This window comes from Mangrovibacter yixingensis, from assembly GCF_020523985.1.
In the GTDB taxonomy this organism is placed as follows: Bacteria; Pseudomonadota; Gammaproteobacteria; order Enterobacterales; family Enterobacteriaceae; genus Mangrovibacter; species Mangrovibacter yixingensis.
Genome location: NZ_JAIVKM010000001.1, coordinates 1,124,361 through 1,141,798, shown reverse-complemented (window position 1 = coordinate 1,141,798; position 17,438 = coordinate 1,124,361). Strand labels below are relative to the sequence as shown.

Annotated in this window: 16 protein-coding genes; 9 read left to right on the top strand and 7 right to left on the bottom strand. The window is 46.9% G+C overall.

Annotated elements, in window-relative coordinates; all coding sequences use genetic code 11:
* Window positions 1–29: 29 nt before the first annotated feature.
* The 3 genes from sppA to pncA all read left to right on the top strand — a co-directional run bounded on the left by sppA (window position 30) and on the right by pncA (window position 3,634).
* Complete coding sequence (sppA, locus tag LC084_RS05355) at window positions 30–1,880, top strand: signal peptide peptidase SppA (RefSeq protein WP_226569991.1); 1,851 nt, start codon at window positions 30–32, stop codon at window positions 1,878–1,880.
* 87 nt (window positions 1,881–1,967) lie between these two features.
* Entirely contained in the window at window positions 1,968–2,981 is a 1,014-nt protein-coding gene (gene ansA / locus LC084_RS05350; RefSeq protein WP_226569989.1) for an asparaginase, read from the top strand.
* Window positions 2,982–2,992: 11 nt separating this feature from the next.
* Window positions 2,993–3,634: a bifunctional nicotinamidase/pyrazinamidase gene (gene pncA / locus LC084_RS05345; RefSeq protein WP_226569987.1), complete on the top strand. Its 642-nt coding sequence runs from the start codon at window positions 2,993–2,995 to the stop codon at window positions 3,632–3,634.
* Window positions 3,635–3,873: 239 nt separating this feature from the next.
* Here pncA and LC084_RS05340 read toward each other — a convergent pair whose 3' ends face one another.
* Both LC084_RS05340 and msrB read right to left on the bottom strand, forming a co-directional pair.
* Window positions 3,874–4,155, bottom strand: coding sequence for a YeaC family protein (locus tag LC084_RS05340; protein WP_226569986.1), 282 nt, complete (start codon window positions 4,153–4,155; stop codon window positions 3,874–3,876).
* 42 nt (window positions 4,156–4,197) lie between these two features.
* The gene (gene msrB / locus LC084_RS05335) at window positions 4,198–4,611 is read right to left on the bottom strand and encodes a peptide-methionine (R)-S-oxide reductase MsrB (RefSeq protein ID WP_226569984.1); all 414 of its coding nucleotides are present in this window, start codon (window positions 4,609–4,611) and stop codon (window positions 4,198–4,200) included.
* A 343-nt stretch (window positions 4,612–4,954) separates the two neighbouring features.
* Here msrB and gapA point away from each other — a divergent pair, with 343 nt between their 5' ends.
* On the top strand, window positions 4,955–5,950 hold the full coding sequence (gapA, locus tag LC084_RS05330) for a glyceraldehyde-3-phosphate dehydrogenase (protein ID WP_036108473.1): 996 nt from the start codon (window positions 4,955–4,957) through the stop codon (window positions 5,948–5,950).
* Window positions 5,951–6,020: 70 nt separating this feature from the next.
* Window positions 6,021–6,902 (top strand): D-hexose-6-phosphate mutarotase, encoded by an 882-nt coding sequence (locus tag LC084_RS05325; RefSeq protein WP_226569982.1) that lies wholly within the window; start codon window positions 6,021–6,023, stop codon window positions 6,900–6,902.
* A gap of 53 nt (window positions 6,903–6,955) precedes the next feature.
* On the opposite strand, the gene LC084_RS05320 is transcribed toward LC084_RS05325, so the two are convergent.
* Entirely contained in the window at window positions 6,956–7,810 is an 855-nt protein-coding gene (locus LC084_RS05320; protein ID WP_226569980.1) for an aldo/keto reductase, read from the bottom strand.
* Between the two features lie 133 nt (window positions 7,811–7,943).
* On the bottom strand, window positions 7,944–8,690 hold the full coding sequence (locus LC084_RS05315; RefSeq protein ID WP_404808327.1) for a MipA/OmpV family protein: 747 nt from the start codon (window positions 8,688–8,690) through the stop codon (window positions 7,944–7,946).
* A gap of 567 nt (window positions 8,691–9,257) precedes the next feature.
* Here LC084_RS05315 and yeaG point away from each other — a divergent pair.
* From yeaG to LC084_RS05300, 3 genes are all read left to right on the top strand, one after another.
* A complete protein-coding gene (yeaG, locus tag LC084_RS05310; RefSeq protein WP_226569978.1) occupies window positions 9,258–11,192 on the top strand; it encodes a protein kinase YeaG in 1,935 nt (644 codons plus the stop codon).
* Window positions 11,193–11,263: 71 nt separating this feature from the next.
* On the top strand, window positions 11,264–12,565 hold the full coding sequence (locus tag LC084_RS05305; RefSeq protein WP_226571141.1) for a YeaH/YhbH family protein: 1,302 nt from the start codon (window positions 11,264–11,266) through the stop codon (window positions 12,563–12,565).
* Between the two features lie 257 nt (window positions 12,566–12,822).
* Window positions 12,823–13,320, top strand: coding sequence for a YbaK/prolyl-tRNA synthetase associated domain-containing protein (locus LC084_RS05300; protein ID WP_226569976.1), 498 nt, complete (start codon window positions 12,823–12,825; stop codon window positions 13,318–13,320).
* Between the two features lie 21 nt (window positions 13,321–13,341).
* On the opposite strand, the gene LC084_RS05295 is transcribed toward LC084_RS05300, so the two are convergent.
* Window positions 13,342–14,148 carry an AraC family transcriptional regulator gene (locus tag LC084_RS05295; RefSeq protein WP_226569974.1) on the bottom strand — a complete coding sequence of 269 codons (807 nt, stop codon included), beginning with the start codon at window positions 14,146–14,148 and terminating at the stop codon, window positions 13,342–13,344.
* 91 nt (window positions 14,149–14,239) lie between these two features.
* On the opposite strand from LC084_RS05295, the gene LC084_RS05290 reads away from it, so the two are divergent.
* A complete protein-coding gene (locus LC084_RS05290) occupies window positions 14,240–15,406 on the top strand; it encodes an MFS transporter (RefSeq protein WP_226569972.1) in 1,167 nt (388 codons plus the stop codon).
* A 63-nt stretch (window positions 15,407–15,469) separates the two neighbouring features.
* On the opposite strand, the gene LC084_RS05285 is transcribed toward LC084_RS05290, so the two are convergent.
* Both LC084_RS05285 and LC084_RS05280 read right to left on the bottom strand, forming a co-directional pair.
* Window positions 15,470–16,180, bottom strand: coding sequence for a CTP synthase C-terminal region-related (seleno)protein (locus LC084_RS05285; RefSeq protein WP_226569970.1), 711 nt, complete (start codon window positions 16,178–16,180; stop codon window positions 15,470–15,472).
* Window positions 16,181–16,516: 336 nt separating this feature from the next.
* On the bottom strand, window positions 16,517–16,822 hold the full coding sequence (locus tag LC084_RS05280) for a hypothetical protein (RefSeq protein ID WP_226569968.1): 306 nt from the start codon (window positions 16,820–16,822) through the stop codon (window positions 16,517–16,519).
* Window positions 16,823–17,438: the final 616 nt, after the last annotated feature.

Sequence of the window (17,438 nt, the reverse complement as noted above, 5' to 3'; positions counted from 1 at the left end):
GAGCCGACCGAAATTAATATGGAGAATACATGCGCACTCTTTGGCGAATTATTAGTGGTTTTTTTACATGGACATGGCGTTTGCTAAGTTTTTTTCGCAACCTGGTACTCAACCTGATATTTATTTTGGTGGTGCTAGTTGGTGTTGGCGTGTGGTACCAATTACGTACCCCACCAGAGGTCCCACAGCGCGGAGCCCTGCTTCTGGATATTACCGGCGTCATTGTCGATAAACCCTCAGTAACAAATAAATTAGGCATTATCAGCCGCCAGTTACTGGGCGCTAATTCCGACCGCCTACAAGAAAACTCGCTGTTTGATATTGTGGATGCAATACGCCAGGCAAAAGATGATCACAACATCACAGGCATCGTGCTGGATTTAAAAGATTTTGCAGGTGCAGACCAGCCATCCATGCAATATATCGGGAAAGCCCTGCGCGAATTTCGCGACAGCGGCAAACCTGTTATTGCGTATGGCAGCAATTACAGCCAGGGCCAGTATTACCTGGCAAGCTTCGCAAATAAAATTTATCTGGCACCGCAAGGTACCGTTGACCTGCACGGTTTCGCCACCAGCGGGCTTTACTATAAATCCCTGCTGGATAAGCTAAAAATCACCACCCATGTTTTCCGGGTTGGTACTTACAAATCTGCAGTTGAACCCTTTATTCGTGACGATATGTCACCTGCGGCTCGCGATGCAGACAGCCGCTGGATTGGCGAGCTGTGGCAAAACTACCTGAATACACTTGCAGCTAACCGAAACATCACGGCACAGCAAGTATTCCCCGGCGCACAGGCGTTACTGGCAGGTTTGCAGCAAACCGGTGGCGACACAGCCAAATATGCACTGGATAACAAACTGGTCGATGAGCTGGCAACCCATGCGCAGGTTGAAAAAGCACTAACTAAACAGTTTGGCTGGAGCAAAAAAGACCATCAGTTCCGGGCAGTCAGTATTTATGACTATCCTTTACACACTCCTTCTGATGCCGGTGGTGCAATTGCAGTCATCTTCGCAAATGGCGCAATTATGGATGGCCCGGAAACACAAGGAAATGTAGGTGGTGACACCACTGCAGAACAGATTCGGGAAGCTCGTCTGGATCCAACAGTGAAAGCGATTGTACTGCGTGTAAATAGCCCAGGTGGTAGTGTCAACGCTTCTGAATTGATTCGTGAAGAACTGGCCGCAGCACGCCAGGCAGGTAAACCAGTCGTGGTTTCTATGGGTGGTATGGCGGCTTCAGGTGGATACTGGATTTCCACACCCGCCAACTACATTATTGCTAACCCCAACACACTTACCGGCTCAATTGGCATTTTCGGTGTTATCAACACCGTCGAAAATAGCCTGAATTCGATTGGTGTTCATTCAGATGGGGTATCAACATCCCCGCTGGCACAGGTCTCCATGACCCAGGCTTTACCGCCTGAAGTGCAACAGATGATGCAACTGAGTATTGAAAATGGCTATAAGCGTTTTATCACTCTGGTTGCACAATCACGCCACAAAACCCCGGACCAGATAGACCAAATTGCTCAGGGCCACGTCTGGACTGGGCAGGATGCCAAAAACAACGGTCTGGTTGACAGCCTGGGTGATTTCGACGATGCGCTGAAAAAAGCTGCAGAGTTGGCAAAGCTCAAACAGTGGCATCAAGTTTATTACCAGGCTGAGCCCGGTATGCTGGACAAAGTCATAGGTATGTTTGACGGCTCAGTTCGGGCCATGCTTCCCAATGCGTTACAGGCCATGCTACCTGCCCCCCTGGCTACTGCCAGCAAGGAGATTATGGCGCAAAGTAACAGCCTGGCTCTCTTTAATGACCCACGGCACCGTTATGCCTGGTGTCTTAATTGTTCCGACATTCATTAATCAAGCAATCAGCCCGGTAGATCCGGGCTGATTTTTTGCCAATTCCTCTCTATACTGCGCCTGTTTATGCACGCCCAGGGCCCTGATATGCAAAAAAAATCTATTTATGTCGCTTACACAGGCGGCACCATCGGTATGCAACGTTCTGAGAATGGTTACATACCTGTATCTGGTCATTTACAGCACCAGCTTGCGCAAATGCCAGAGTTTCACCGGCCAGAAATGCCCGCATTTACTATCCATGAGTACCAACCGCTGATGGACTCATCCGATATGACGCCAGAAGACTGGCAACATATTGCCGATGATATCGCCGCACATTACGACGAATACGATGGTTTTGTTATCCTGCATGGCACGGATACCATGGCATTCACCTCTTCCGCACTCTCGTTTATGCTGGAAAACCTCGGTAAGCCAGTGATTGTCACCGGCTCGCAAATTCCCCTGGCAGAACTTCGTTCCGACGGCCAGATAAACTTACTTAATGCGTTGTACATCGCAGCTAATTACCCAATTAACGAAGTTTCGCTGTTTTTTAATAACCGCCTTTACCGCGGTAACCGAACAACCAAAGCACATGCAGATGGTTTTGATGCTTTTGCATCACCTAATTTGCCGCCATTGCTGGAAGCCGGTATTCATATTCGCCGTCTCAATACTCCTCCAGCACCCAAAGGTTCTGGGGAATTAGTGGTACACCCTATAACTCCACAACCGATTGGTGTCGTCACGATTTACCCTGGTATCGCAGCCGATGTGGTTCGTAACTTTGTGCGTCAGCCCGTTAAAGCGCTTATTCTGCGTTCTTATGGTGTTGGTAACGCGCCACAAAACCCGGCATTCACCGAAACACTACAGGAAGCTTGTGACCGGGGTATTGTTGTTGTAAACCTGACACAGTGTATGTCTGGTAAAGTCAATATGGGGGGCTATGCTACTGGAAATGCACTGGCACAAGCAGGAGTCATTAGTGGCTTCGATATGACGGTTGAAGCAACCCTGACTAAGTTGCATTACTTGCTCAGCCAAAACCTGGGCAGCGAAACAGTACGTCAGCAGATGATGAGCAACTTACGTGGTGAACTGACCCCGGATTGATGGAGGTTTACATGGCACACAGAGCCTTATTGCTGGTTGATATCCAGAATGACTTTTGTGCTGGGGGCGCTCTGGCTGTCGCCGAAGGCGATGCCACCGTTGAAGTCGCCAATCAGCTGATCAAATGGTGCCGGACACGAGGAGAAATAGTCATCGCCTCCCAGGACTGGCACCCGCAGGACCACGGTAGTTTTGCCAGCGTACAGGGCTCGGAGCCGTTCACAACTGGTGTACTGGACGGGCTGGAGCAAACCTGGTGGCCGGATCATTGTGTTCAACACACACCTGGTGCCGAATTGCATCCATTACTGAAAAAAGAGGCTATCTCCGCCTGTTTTCAGAAAGGTGAAAACCCGCTAATTGATAGCTACAGTGCATTTTTTGACAACGGGCACCGGCAAGAAACACAGCTACGCACCTGGCTCGAGCATTGCCATGTAAATCAATTAATTATTATGGGTTTAGCAACCGATTACTGCGTCAAATTCACAGTGCTTGATGCCCTGAAACTCGGGTATCAGGTTGCAGTGATTGTGGACGGATGCCGGGGAGTTGAAATGCAGGAAGGTGACAGCATCCGCGCATTCCAGGATATGGCTTGCGCTGGTGCAACCCTCTATACGCTGGAGGAATGGTTCGAATTGCATGGCTGAGGCTACAAGCTTCCTCATCTTCGTAGCGTGCAGTTTTCCATTGCCTGCTGGTCGCGCATAATCGGCTTACGTTTTTTTCGCGATATCCCTTTTTTCGCGACATCTTTTTTCGACATCCAATGTATTAACCCCCATTACTGACGGTTTAGTAAGAGCAAGCCGTCAGTAATGTTTAAAAGGTGACAGTGTCACTTATACTATTGCAAGCCAATAACCTCAACTATGGGCTAAATACATCGTCAGTCTCGTGGTTTCAAGGTAGCGATTGATGCCTGCTCAATACCGAATTCCGCTTTTAATTGTTGCTTGCTCTTCATCATAATCTGGCCATCAGTGCCAATTGTCATATGTTCAGGGTCAGCGTTTGTGCGCTGTTGCCAGAGCATTACCAACTGCAGGCAGTTTTCTTTTTGCTCCTGAGTCAGGGCTACACCATCAGGCCATTTTCCAAGCTCAACTGCTGTTGCCAAACGCTGATAAATCTCTGGCGTCATCGTGGATAATACCGCCTCAAAATCCATATTATTTCTCCCCTGCTGGAATAATTTGCTGAAGCGTTTCAACTAACCTTTTGTCTGTTCACCAGACTGCCCGTCGGTGAAGCTCAGAGACGCAGAATTAACACAATAGCGCTCCCCAGTTGGGCGCGGCCCATCCGGGAAAACATGCCCTAAATGCGCATCACAATGTGCACAACGAATTTCAGTACGCTGCATCCCGTGTGAATAGTCATTCAGATAACGAACAGCGTTACTGTCGACCGGCTCGAAAAAACTGGGCCAGCCACAACCAGAATCGTATTTTGTTTCAGACCTGAAGAGTGGCGTATTACACACCAGGCAGTGATACAGGCCATCACGTTTGTTGTGCAATAATTGCCCGGTAAATGGTGGTTCTGTGCCATGTTCCTGAGTGACAAAAAATTGCATTTCAGTCAGTGTCTTTTTTATATCGCCATTATGGGATGAATTGCTCATAAGTGTACTTCCGGTATTAATGGGTTGATCAAATTCTCTCAAGGATTCTAACAAAACATTAACACTCAAGGCGCGACTTTTGTTCTAAACTGTAGCCTGTAAAAGCGACGCAATTTCATTTGTGATCTACGTCACATTATTCTATAGAGCTGACTTTAAAATTCTGGGCGCAGTCCCCATAGAGACTTGTAGCCCAAATGGATGAAGAGGCAGTCAGTCGCACAAAGCTTACGCAGAGGATTGATTTGTCGCAATGATTGACACGATTCCGCTTGACGCTGCGTAAGGTTTTTGTAATTTTACAGCCAACCTTTTATTCACTAACAAATAGCTGGTGGAATATATGACTATCAAAGTAGGTATCAACGGTTTTGGCCGTATCGGTCGCATTGTTTTCCGTGCTGCTCAGAAACGTTCTGACATCGAGATTGTTGCAATCAACGATCTGTTAGACGCTGAGTACATGGCTTACATGCTGAAATATGACTCCACTCACGGCCGTTTCGACGGTACCGTTGAAGTGAAAGACGGCCACCTGGTTGTTGACGGTAAAAAAATCCGCGTTACCGCTGAAAGAGACCCGGCTAATCTGAAATGGGACGAAGTTGGTGTTGATGTTGTTGCTGAAGCAACAGGTATCTTCCTGACTGACGAAACCGCTCGTAAACACATCACTGCTGGTGCCAAAAAAGTTGTTATGACTGGCCCGTCTAAAGACAGCACTCCGATGTTCGTTCGCGGCGCTAACTTCGAAAAATATGCTGGCCAGGACATCGTTTCTAACGCATCCTGCACCACCAACTGCCTGGCTCCGCTGGCTAAAGTTATCAACGACAACTTCGGTATCATCGAAGGTCTGATGACTACTGTTCACGCAACTACCGCTACTCAGAAAACTGTTGATGGCCCGTCTCACAAAGATTGGCGCGGTGGCCGTGGCGCTGCTCAGAACATCATCCCGTCTTCTACCGGTGCTGCTAAAGCAGTAGGTAAAGTACTGCCAGAACTGAACGGCAAACTGACTGGTATGGCGTTCCGCGTTCCTACTCCGAACGTATCTGTTGTTGACCTGACTGTACGTCTGGAAAAAGCTGCGACCTACGAACAAATCAAAGCCGCTATCAAAGCAGCTAGCGAAGGCCCGATGAAAGGCGTTCTGGGTTACACTGAAGACGACGTTGTATCTACCGATTTCAACGGCGAAGTTTGCACTTCCGTGTTTGATGCCAAAGCGGGTATCGCACTGAACGACAACTTTGTGAAACTGGTATCCTGGTACGACAACGAAACTGGTTACTCCAACAAAGTACTGGATCTGATTGCTCACATCTCTAAATAAGCGATGAGCATCTGATTCTTAAGGGCGACTTCGGTCGCCCTTTTTTATTTCATCACAGAGGAAGGCAGTAATGATTGAAAAAATCTTTGCACTACCGGTACTGGAACAGGTTACACCGACAATATCTCGCCGGCAGTTAGGAGAACTGGATATTTTGGTCGTAGACCATCCAGCCGTGAAAGCTTCCGTTGCGCTTCAGGGCGCACACCTCCTGTCATGGCAACCCAAAGGGGAAAAAGAAGTGCTATGGCTGAGTAAGGCCTCTCTGTTTGAACATGGCCAGGCTATTCGCGGTGGTGTTCCCATTTGCTGGCCCTGGTTTGGCCCGGCAAAAGACTCCACCCTGCCTTCCCATGGTTTTGCCCGTAATCTTGACTGGCAACTCAGTGCCCACAATGAAGACAGTAACGGTGTTGCATTAACATTCGAACTAAAAAGCAGTGATGCATCACGGAAGTATTGGCCCCATGATTTCACTCTTTATGCCCGTTTTAAACTGGGTGCAACATGTGAAATGGAATTGGAATCTCACGGCGAATTTGAAACACAATCAGCACTGCATACCTACTTCACTGTTGGCGATATCGACGCGGTGAGCGTGAGTGGTCTTGGCCACCGGTTCATTGACAAAGTAAAAGACGGTATTGAAGACCAACTTAGCGACGGTATCCAGACATTCCCTGACAGGGTTGACAGAATTTACCTTGAACCTGAAGCCTGTAGTGTGATTCACGATAAAAGCCTGCCACGCCGTATTGATGTTGTTCACCGCCATAACTGCAACGTTGTTGCCTGGAACCCAGGCCCTGCGCTGTCCATCAGTATGAGCGATGTTCCGGATGACGGTTATAAAACGTATGTGTGTGTAGAAGCCGTTAACGCCACAATTCCGCAGAAAGTATCCGCCAATCAACCAGGCCGACTGGCTTGTGTGCTTTCCGTCAGCAAATAACATCTGACAATATGTAAAACGAGGCACAACCTGCCAGGTTGCGCCCCGTTTATTCATACCATATCGAGCGGCATCTTATGCTCTGGCGGCGCAAAAAACGAATCCAGTAATTCACACTGTTCCTTGGTTAGTACAATACTGGCTGCCTGTGCATTCTGGTGAACATGTTCAACGGAAGAAGCCTTAGGAATAGCCATAACACCAGGTTGGCGAATAACCCAGGCTAACAGCAACTGCATAACGGTGATACCCAACTCTGCAGCGACCTTCTGCAACCCGCTATGTTGCGCTAATCCCCTGCGCAAACGCCCTGCCTGAGCAAGTGGCGAATAGGCCATCACCGGTATCTGGTGAGTGTTACACCAGGGTAATAAATCATATTCAATACCACGTGAAGCTAAGTGGTAAAGCACCTGATTGACCATACAGGCCTTACCCCCCTGAATATTCCACAACTCCTGCATATCGCTGGTATCAAGATTGGATACTCCCCAGCGCTTAATCTTTCCCTGCTTGACCAGGTGCTCCATCACCCGTACCGTTTCTTCCAACGGGATATTTCCCCTCCAATGCAGCAACCATAGGTCAATGTGGTCGGTACCCAGTCGTTTCAGGCTGCCTTCACAAGCTTCAATCGCTTTTTGCCCACCGGCATTCCAGGGGTAGACTTTTGATACTAAAAATACATCGTCACGTCGCCCGGCAATCGCCTTGCCAACCACGCGTTCAGCACCGCCGTCTGCATACATTTCAGCAGTATCAATCAACCTAAGCCCAGTATCAACGCCAGCCTGAAGCGCGCGTACCTCTTGGGCCGTATCACTGTTGCGCTCACCCATGTACCATGTTCCCAAACCGATTGTGGGTAGAACTGTATTATCCGGTAGCACAACCATTCGTTTATCCATCTTCTGACATCTCCTGTTTTCAAGCCATGGCAGAGCAAAACATGCCTTCTGGTTATAAACAAAAAGCCTGTCTCACATTGACTGTAAAACAAACGGGACGCAAGCGCCCCGTCAAAATGCCTGAATTTTCAGTTTAAAATCTGTAATTCACCCCAGTCAGCAACACACCGGTCCATGAATTGTCCACCATAGGACTATCTTTAATGGCCTTACCAAGGCGGACATACCGCCCCATACCAAAAATACTCCAGGAAGGCGTTATAGCGTAATTTACGGACAGTTCAACATAAGGATTCCAGGAACTGCCTGCATCCCAGGTATGCATACCACTGCGGCTTGATTCGGAGCGGCTTACCCCATAGTAATAATCATTATGGTTAGCGCTATTCCATTGTATACCCACCCCCGGGCTCAAACGCCAGCGGGCATATTGGTAATGGTAAATCCATGTATTATCCCAAGTAATGCCATTACTGTTACCCAACATATCACCTGCCAGCACAGTACGCAGGGAACCAAACTGTGCTGTCACGTGTGTCCATGAAATGCCTCCCATAACCGTGGCATAACGGTTATCAAGGCGTTTCATTTGATGATTCGAACTGTCTTTGGCCCGGAAGTGAATGGGGGAATAAAATGCGGTTAACGCAACTTTGTCACTCTCATCATTCCATAAATAATAACCACCATTAAACCCACGAAAATAGAAGCTCTTACCTTCATAGCCAATCATAGGAACGGGATAAACTTTATTTTTATAGCCCACGTAAGGGTCTGGCGAAACCAGCGCACCGGCCCCCAGAGACCAATTTGCTGCATGTGCACTCTGGCAAACCCCAAGAACCAATGTGCTCATTACTATGACAGAACGCATATTCACTTTTAGCTCATTCCTTAGCAGTAAAAACGCACAAAGTGTAGCAGATGCCAGGTTTGTGCTTAATTCAGATAATCCCATTTCGTGAGTAAAGACTTTTCCTGGCTGTCATTTTTTATTCATTCTTATCTGCTAATTATAATCACCTAAGTTATTTCTTTATTAACAACCAATTGAGTGCTAATCATTCTTTGTTTCACCAGAAATAGAATGTTTTTCTGAGGTAATGACAAACCAATTGTGTCCCAAACTTGCTTTTCAGCACATCATTTAAAAATTTACCAACATTTGCCCATCTTTCAATGTTGGTTAATTGTGTTAACTAAAATAAAAAAATCAGATATAAAATCCAAATAAATAAATAAAACAAACAAAAACACCAATTCAAGCTCAATTTTTAACCAATCATGGCAATATCCCTCCTTGCTAAGAACTTGATCAATCGACAATAGACGCTCATAACAAATAGGACGGTATTGTGTTTTTGGATGCCGTTGCATACCACCGCTAAAAGTAGGAAAAACTGATAGCTGTAACATGTTCCCAGAATTTATAACAGGACGGTACGCCATGAATATATTCGATCACTATCGTCAGCGTTACGAAGCTGCCAAGGACGAAGAATTCACACTGCAGGAGTTTCTCGCCACATGTCGGCAAGATCGCAGTGCCTATGCTAACGCGGCAGAGCGGCTGTTGATGGCCATCGGCGAGCCGGTGATGGTGGATACGGCACAAGAACCACGGCTATCCCGTCTCTTTTCGAATCGTGTCATCGCACGCTATCCTGCCTTTGAAGAATTTTATGGCATGGAAGAAGCTATTGAGCAGATTGTTTCTTATTTGAAACATGCAGCTCAGGGGCTCGAAGAAAAGAAACAGATTCTATATCTGTTGGGGCCGGTTGGTGGCGGTAAATCTTCACTCGCTGAACGCCTGAAGTCATTGATGCAACGTGTTCCCATTTATGTCCTGAGTGCCAATGGAGAACGCAGTCCAGTCAATGATCATCCTTTCTGCTTGTTTAACCCACAAGAGGATGGCGAAATACTTGAAAAAGAGTACGGAATACCTAAACGCTACCTGGGCACAATTATGTCCCCCTGGGCAGCTAAGCGCTTGCATGAATTCGGTGGTGATATCACCAAGTTCAAGGTGGTCAAAGTTTGGCCATCCATTCTGGAACAGTTGGCGATAGCCAAAACTGAGCCAGGCGATGAAAATAACCAGGATATTTCCGCACTGGTCGGTAAAGTGGATATCCGTAAACTTGAACATTTTGCTCAAAATGACCCTGATGCTTATGGTTATTCCGGTGCACTGTGCCGCGCTAACCAGGGGATCATGGAGTTTGTGGAAATGTTCAAAGCACCCATCAAGGTGCTCCACCCTCTGCTGACAGCAACACAGGAAGGCAACTACAACGGTACTGAAGGGATTTCCGCACTGCCCTTTAGCGGCATTATCCTTGCCCACTCGAACGAATCTGAATGGGTGCAGTTCCGTAATAACAAAAACAATGAGGCATTCCTTGACCGTGTTTATATCGTTAAGGTGCCTTATTGCCTGCGGATTTCTGAAGAAATCAAAATCTACGAAAAACTGCTTAATCACAGTGAACTGACTCATGCACCTTGTGCTCCGGGTACGCTGGAAACACTGGCTCGTTTCTCAATTCTTTCACGTTTGAAAGAGCCGGAAAACTCCAGTATGTATTCGAAGATGCGTGTCTATGACGGTGAAAGCCTCAAAGATACCGACCCGAAAGCGAAGTCTTATCAGGAATACCGGGACTACGCGGGCGTGGATGAAGGGATGAACGGGCTTTCGACACGTTTTGCCTTCAAGATTTTGTCTCGCGTATTTAACTTTGACCATGCAGAAGTTGCCGCAAACCCAGTACATTTGTTCTATGTACTTGAGCAGCAAATCGAACGTGAACAGTTCCCACAGGAGCAGGCTGAACGGTATCTTGAATTCCTGAAAGGTTATCTGATTCCCAAATATGCTGAGTTTATTGGCAAAGAGATTCAGACCGCCTATCTGGAATCTTATTCTGAATATGGTCAGAACATCTTTGACCGCTATGTTACTTATGCAGATTTCTGGATTCAGGATCAGGAGTACCGCGACCCGGATACCGGTCAGTTATTTGACCGTGAATCACTCAATGCAGAACTGGAAAAAATTGAAAAACCAGCAGGCATCAGCAATCCGAAAGATTTCCGTAACGAGATTGTCAATTTCGTTTTACGTGCCCGAGCCAATAACAGTGGGCGTAACCCGAACTGGACCAGTTACGAGAAACTACGCACAGTGATTGAGAAAAAAATGTTCTCGAACACTGAGGAGTTGTTACCTGTTATCTCGTTCAATGCCAAAACCTCAACCGATGAGCAGAAAAAACACGATGACTTTGTCGACCGTATGATGGAAAAAGGTTATACACGTAAACAAGTACGTTTGTTATGCGAGTGGTATCTGCGAGTACGGAAGTCCTCATAACCATGACTGGCGCCGGCTAAGCACGGCGCCTGTTCACTGCAGAATATGCAGTGATAAATCTGCGCTTTGGCATGCAGTTTGGGGGAAATATGGCCTATTTTATTGACCGGCGTCTTAACGGTAAAAATAAAAGCACGGTTAACCGCCAGCGCTTTTTGCGCCGTTATAAAGCGCAAATCAAGCAGTCGATTTCCGAGGCCATTAATAAGCGTTCGGTAACCGACGTGGAGAACGGAGAATCCGTTTCCATACCTATCGATGACATTAATGAGCCAATGTTCCATCAGGGGCGTGGTGGGATGCGCCAGCGTGTTCATCCCGGCAATGACCATTTTGTCGAAAAAGACCGCATAGAACGCCCTCAGGGCGGTGGAGGCGGTTCAGGGAGTGGTGAAGGCCAGGCCAGTAATGATGGCGAGGGCCAGGATGAATTTGTGTTTCAGATATCCAAAGATGAATATCTGGATCTGCTCTTTGAAGATTTGGCGCTGCCAAACCTGAAGAAAAATCAGCAACGGCAGTTAAATGAATTCAAGACGCACCGTTCTGGGTATACCGCAAACGGTGTGCCAGCCAACATCAGTGTAGTGCGTTCACTACAAAATTCACTTGCTCGTCGCACAGCAATGAGTGCGGGCAAACGCAGGCAGTTGCGGGAACTGGAGGCCGCACTGGAGGTAGTTGAGCATACTGAGCCGGTACAGTTGCTGGAAGAAGAGCGACTGCGCAAAGAAATTGCAGAATTACGTGAAAAAATTGCCCGAGTACCCTTTATTGATACATTCGATTTAAGGTACAAAAACTTTGAGAAACGCCCAGAACCGTCCAGCCAGGCAGTGATGTTTTGTTTAATGGATGTGTCCGGTTCAATGGATCAGGCAACCAAAGACATGGCAAAACGTTTTTATATACTGCTTTATCTGTTCCTGAGCAGAACGTATAAAAATGTGGAAGTGGTTTATATTCGTCACCATACCCAGGCCAAAGAAGTCGATGAGCATGAGTTTTTCTACTCTCAGGAAACCGGGGGAACTATCGTCTCCAGTGCATTAAAGCTGATGGATGAAGTTGTCAAAGAACGTTATGACCCTGCCCAATGGAACATCTATGCCGCACAGGCATCCGATGGTGATAACTGGGCTGATGATTCACCTCTTTGTCACGAAATTTTGGCTAAACGCTTACTGCCTATGGTGCGCTATTACTGTTATATTGAAATAACGCGGCGAGCGCACCAGACGTTATGGCGGGAATATGAGCATTTGCAGTCAATGTTCGAAAATTTCTCAATGCAGCATATTCGTGACCAGGATGATATTTACCCGGTATTCAGAGAGCTGTTCCATAAGCAAGCAGCTGAAATGAGCAGCTAATCTATTATAATCAGCCAGTTAAGATCTCTTTTCTGGCTGATTTTCTGTTATTTAATTGCCCGCAATTTACTCTGTCACTCTCCCCTGTCCGTTTAATACCCTGTGATTTTTTAAATGTCTGAATATCAGCACTTCACCTTCTGTCTGTAATTCCCATTCAGGCATCATTCCATTGCTTTACCAAACAACAGCAAAACAGTGGCAAAGAACAGTGTGCGGTATACACTTGATAATCCAGCAGCATGCGAGATAACGGTATGTCAGAGTACGAAATTAATCAGGATATCTATAACCAACTTGTCTCTTTACTGACTCACGAAGGCGCACGCTTTCGCATTATGGAGCACGAACCTGTTGGTAAATGTGAGGCCGTTTCTGCTGTCCGGGGTACCCGCCTGGAACAAGGTGCCAAGGCACTGGTTTGCAAGGTGAAAGGGAACAGTGTTAAACGCCATGTGCTGGCTATTCTGAGTGCGGCACAACAAGCTGACCTGGGTAAAGTCGCACACCACTTTGGCGGACTAAAAGCATCGCTGGCAAGCCCAATGGAAGTGGAAACACTCACTCAGTGCGTTTTTGGTGCCATTCCACCGTTCAGTTTTCACCCAGGTCTTACCCTGATTGCTGACCCTGGGCTATTTTTTCAGCAACAGGAAATTGCCTTCAATGCGGGCCGACTGGAAAAATCGATTATCCTCAATACTGAAGATTACTTGCGTATTGCACGCCCCCAACTGGTGAACTTTACCCGCTAAGCCTTTTCACAGTAGCACTGTTCAGGCCGACTTCCCTGAGTGGCTCATTTGTTGATCCAGATAGCGGCCAGGCGTGGTGCCCAACACCTGGCGAAATATGTTAATAAAAGCAGTTGTTGATTCATAACCGAGTGTGCGCGACACCATCTGGACACTTTCGCCTGTAATTAAATAACGAACTGCCATAATCACTATCAACTGCTGGCGCCAATGGCGCCACGTCATGCCGGTTTCACGCAAAATGAGCCGTGATAAGTTTCTTTCGCTCATTGCAAGGTGTTTCGCCCATTCAGACAACGTTCTTCGGTTTTCCGGGTTATCGGCCATGAATCTTACCATCTGGCAAATTTTAGGATGGCCCGAGGAAGGGAGCTGCAAAGGGGCCACTGGTAGTTCAGGTAACTCATCACGCAGCACAGCAACCAGCCTGTCTGTACGGCTCCGATCACCTCGTGACAGCCCTCTTTGTGCCAGCGACAAAACCAACGCCCGGACAAGCGAGGAAACCTGCAATGTGCAGCAATGATTTGGCATTGGTACTTCTCCCATTTCAAGAAACAGGAAACACAACCTTGCACGCGCCATCACCCGGTTACTGTGCATCGTGTTACCAGGGATCCACACCGCATAACCCGGTGGAACAATCCACATCCCCTGCTCAACCTCGCACGAAATTCCTCCATGCAGCGCCATAATCAATTGCCCTTTACGATGCTGGTGAGGAGGAAAAAATTGCTCTTCTCCCTCTTCTATCTCAATAAAAAATGCGACAGCCGGGTCATGGTTCTCATCCGGAATAAACCCACTTAGTGCAAGGTCACGAGCCATTATTTTGTCCGATTACAGCGATAAAATGTCATTTTAGCTTAATTCTTCATACAGTTTTACAGCGTATCATGCTGGTAGATGAGGAGAAACAATGACTACCGCACTTCGTTTAATTGCGCCCTGGCGTATGATTGCCGGAATACTGCTGATTGCAGCCACACTGCGTGCTTCTTTTACCGGACTTGCCCCACTGCTTGATCAGGTCAGCAGCCAGTTTTCGTTATCAGCCACACAAACCGGTGTACTGACCACCTTACCTCTGTTTGCATTTGCCTTTATTTCACCACTTGCAGCCCGAGTTTCCCGCTACTTTGGGCCGGAACGAAGCCTGGTTACTGCATTGCTGATTATTTGCACTGGCATTTTACTGCGCTCCAGTGGCAACCTTTCGGGGCTCTATTTAGGTACGGTATTGATTGGTACTGGCATTGCTGTAGGAAACGTACTGTTACCGGGGCTGATAAAACGAGATTTCCCTGGGCATATTCCCCGCCTCACTGGCGCTTATTCTCTGACCATGGGCGTTGCTGCTGGCCTGGGTTCGGCTGCAATGGTGCCACTGGCTATTCATTTTGGCTGGCAAGGAGCATTGGTATGTCTGATGATTTTTCCGATACTCGCACTTGCTATGTGGTGGGATCAGGTTGGTAAAGGTAACCAGGGCTCTACTGCACAGCAACCCACATATTCAACCCCACGAATCTGGTCCAATTCACTTGCCTGGTTCATTACCTTCTTTTTAGGCATCAACTCGCTTATCTACTATGTGGTGATTGGTTGGCTCCCCATGATACTGATGGATGCAGGGTACAGCGAGGTCCAGGCCGGCTCATTGCATGGATTAATGCAACTGGCCTGTGCGGTACCCGGTTTGTTTATTGGCATGGTAATTAGCCGGATGCGCGATCAACGCACTATCGCTGCCGGCGTCTCTTTACTTTGCAGTTTTAGTCTTGCTGGGTTGTGGTTTTTCCCATCTGCAGCTTCCATCTGGGTATGCCTGTTTGGATTTGGATCTGGCGCGACAATGATCCTCGGGTTGTCATTTATTGGTCTGAAAACCTCAACGGCACATGAAGCGGCCTCATTGTCGGGCATGGCTCAGTCTGTTGGTTATTTACTGGCTGCCTTTGGCCCACCATTAGCCGGTAATGCCCATGCATTCACGCACTCCTGGGCATGGCCTGTGCTTGGCTGCGCGGTATTGAGTGTTGTGATGGCCATTTTTGGTGCAGTTGCAGGAAAAGCACACCAGTAAGAATGTTGCCCCGAAACACAGTCACTGGTTTCGGGGCCGGGCAAAAAAACGTGCCAGTTAACGTTAAAGAACACGAACCGCTTTTAAAAAACCTTGCACCAGCGGTGATGGGCGCTTATCAAGTGATGAGCGTTCATGCTGAAACAGGGTCGCTACAAAATAAGGATGAGATGACAACTCAACTACCCTTGCCTCGCCCGCTTTGTTTGTTCCGGTTACTACCAAATCCTGCCCTGCAAGACGGGCGATGAATTCAGTTGAAACACTATAGTGGCAGTTATAGTGCTCAGTAATTTCGGACTTCCCATACGCTTTGGAAATCTGTGTATCCGGGTGGAGTAAGACAACTTCGGATTTCCCTGCAAGAGGGCAAGAAAGTGGTGTGATAATAATATCGCTACCAGAACCTGTCTCTGCATGTGCAGCATCTGGCATTTCCATGACATGGCGAGCATATTCAATCAGGACATACTGAAACCCCGCACATGTACCCAGAAACGGTACACCATGCTCACGAGCATAACGAATAGCCAGTAACACTCCCTCAGTTTTTTTATAAGGGCTTCCGGGAACAACCCAGATGGCATCATACCCCACCAGGTCTTCACCAGAATTTATCTCTTCAGTTGCAAGCCAGTCATAATCCGCCGTCACACCAAGCACAGCAGCAGCGTCATCCAACGCTAAATGAATGGCATCATGTGCTACGGATTCATGGTTGTAGTCACCAACCAGGGCGATACGTAGCGTGGACTTCGGCAGTGAGATTGTCATAGGGAAATCCTTATTACACAGTAAGGGCTTACTTAATAATTTTACATGACACTCAGGAACTCAAATAGCCAATAAGCGACCTGTTTATTTACTCTACAACTGTATTGCTGAGTCGATCACATTACTTAAGGTATTTCTGCATGAAAAGTCAGTTAACCAGCTGACATCGGGATTAAAAATTTATGATAAGTCTGGCTGGAAGGAGTGAGTACAAATGAACGGAATATTTATTGAATTGACCCGAGATTGAAAATCCCCGTTGACTGCACGAAGAAGGTGAGCAACCCGGTTATTCCTACAATTTTTACAGCAGGGAACAACCGGAACGGCAGTAATTTAGTCCATCATTCTTTCCAGCACATCGCTGGATGAAAAATCACTATCAAGAGGCATCAAATGCTCATCACGCACAAACGCAAAACCGGGTTGTTTGTCAAAAGCGATGACATCACCAGTCACCAGCCACAGGCTACATCCGGAGTCTACTGGCAGAACAGTCTCAACACCATTTACCGGGTTAATGAAACGTTCACCGGGACGGTAACGTTCAAACAAGCAGACAGACTTACCAATATTGATTCGACCGGACAGGGTTCTGGCTCCAATAATCAAGGCCAGGCTACCAGGTTTTAGCGCGTTCATTTCCTTTTCTCTTTCTCTTACACTGATTTTTGACGGCGTAGATCAGAGCATTCCTGGTGCAAAAAGTAAATATTTTTTGTACAAAAACCGATTATATTACATACATCCCTCTATTAATAATCTCTCGGAATTGATAATGCGTCTCAAAATCAAAATAGTGCATCAATGATGGATGAGTATGAATCCAGCAGCCCCATTTCAATTCACCTGCAGGTTATGTTTTACAGTAAAAGCCACCATAAGCCCCCCAAAATAAAATTTTAATTATCAGAAAAAAAACAGTTTAGAAACTCCACTTAACACAAATTCCACATTGTCTCCATTATTCATTCTTTTTTTACTGCTACATTTTATTTGTTCAGGGATAACTCCCCGAACCTCATTCCATAATCAATAAGTTGACTTTGGCCCCACCCCTTGCAATGGGGCCTTTTTTTTCTTCTTCATACTGCTGACATTTCCGCAAGCGCTTTTTTTGACATATATTCATAAGCATGGATAAAAAATCCATAATTTCTCCATGTTCTGCTCACTATTACCAAGTACATTTGTCATGTTCTCATTGAAAACCAGAGAGCATCATTCCCTATTGATAAATCATTTTTCCCCATCCAGT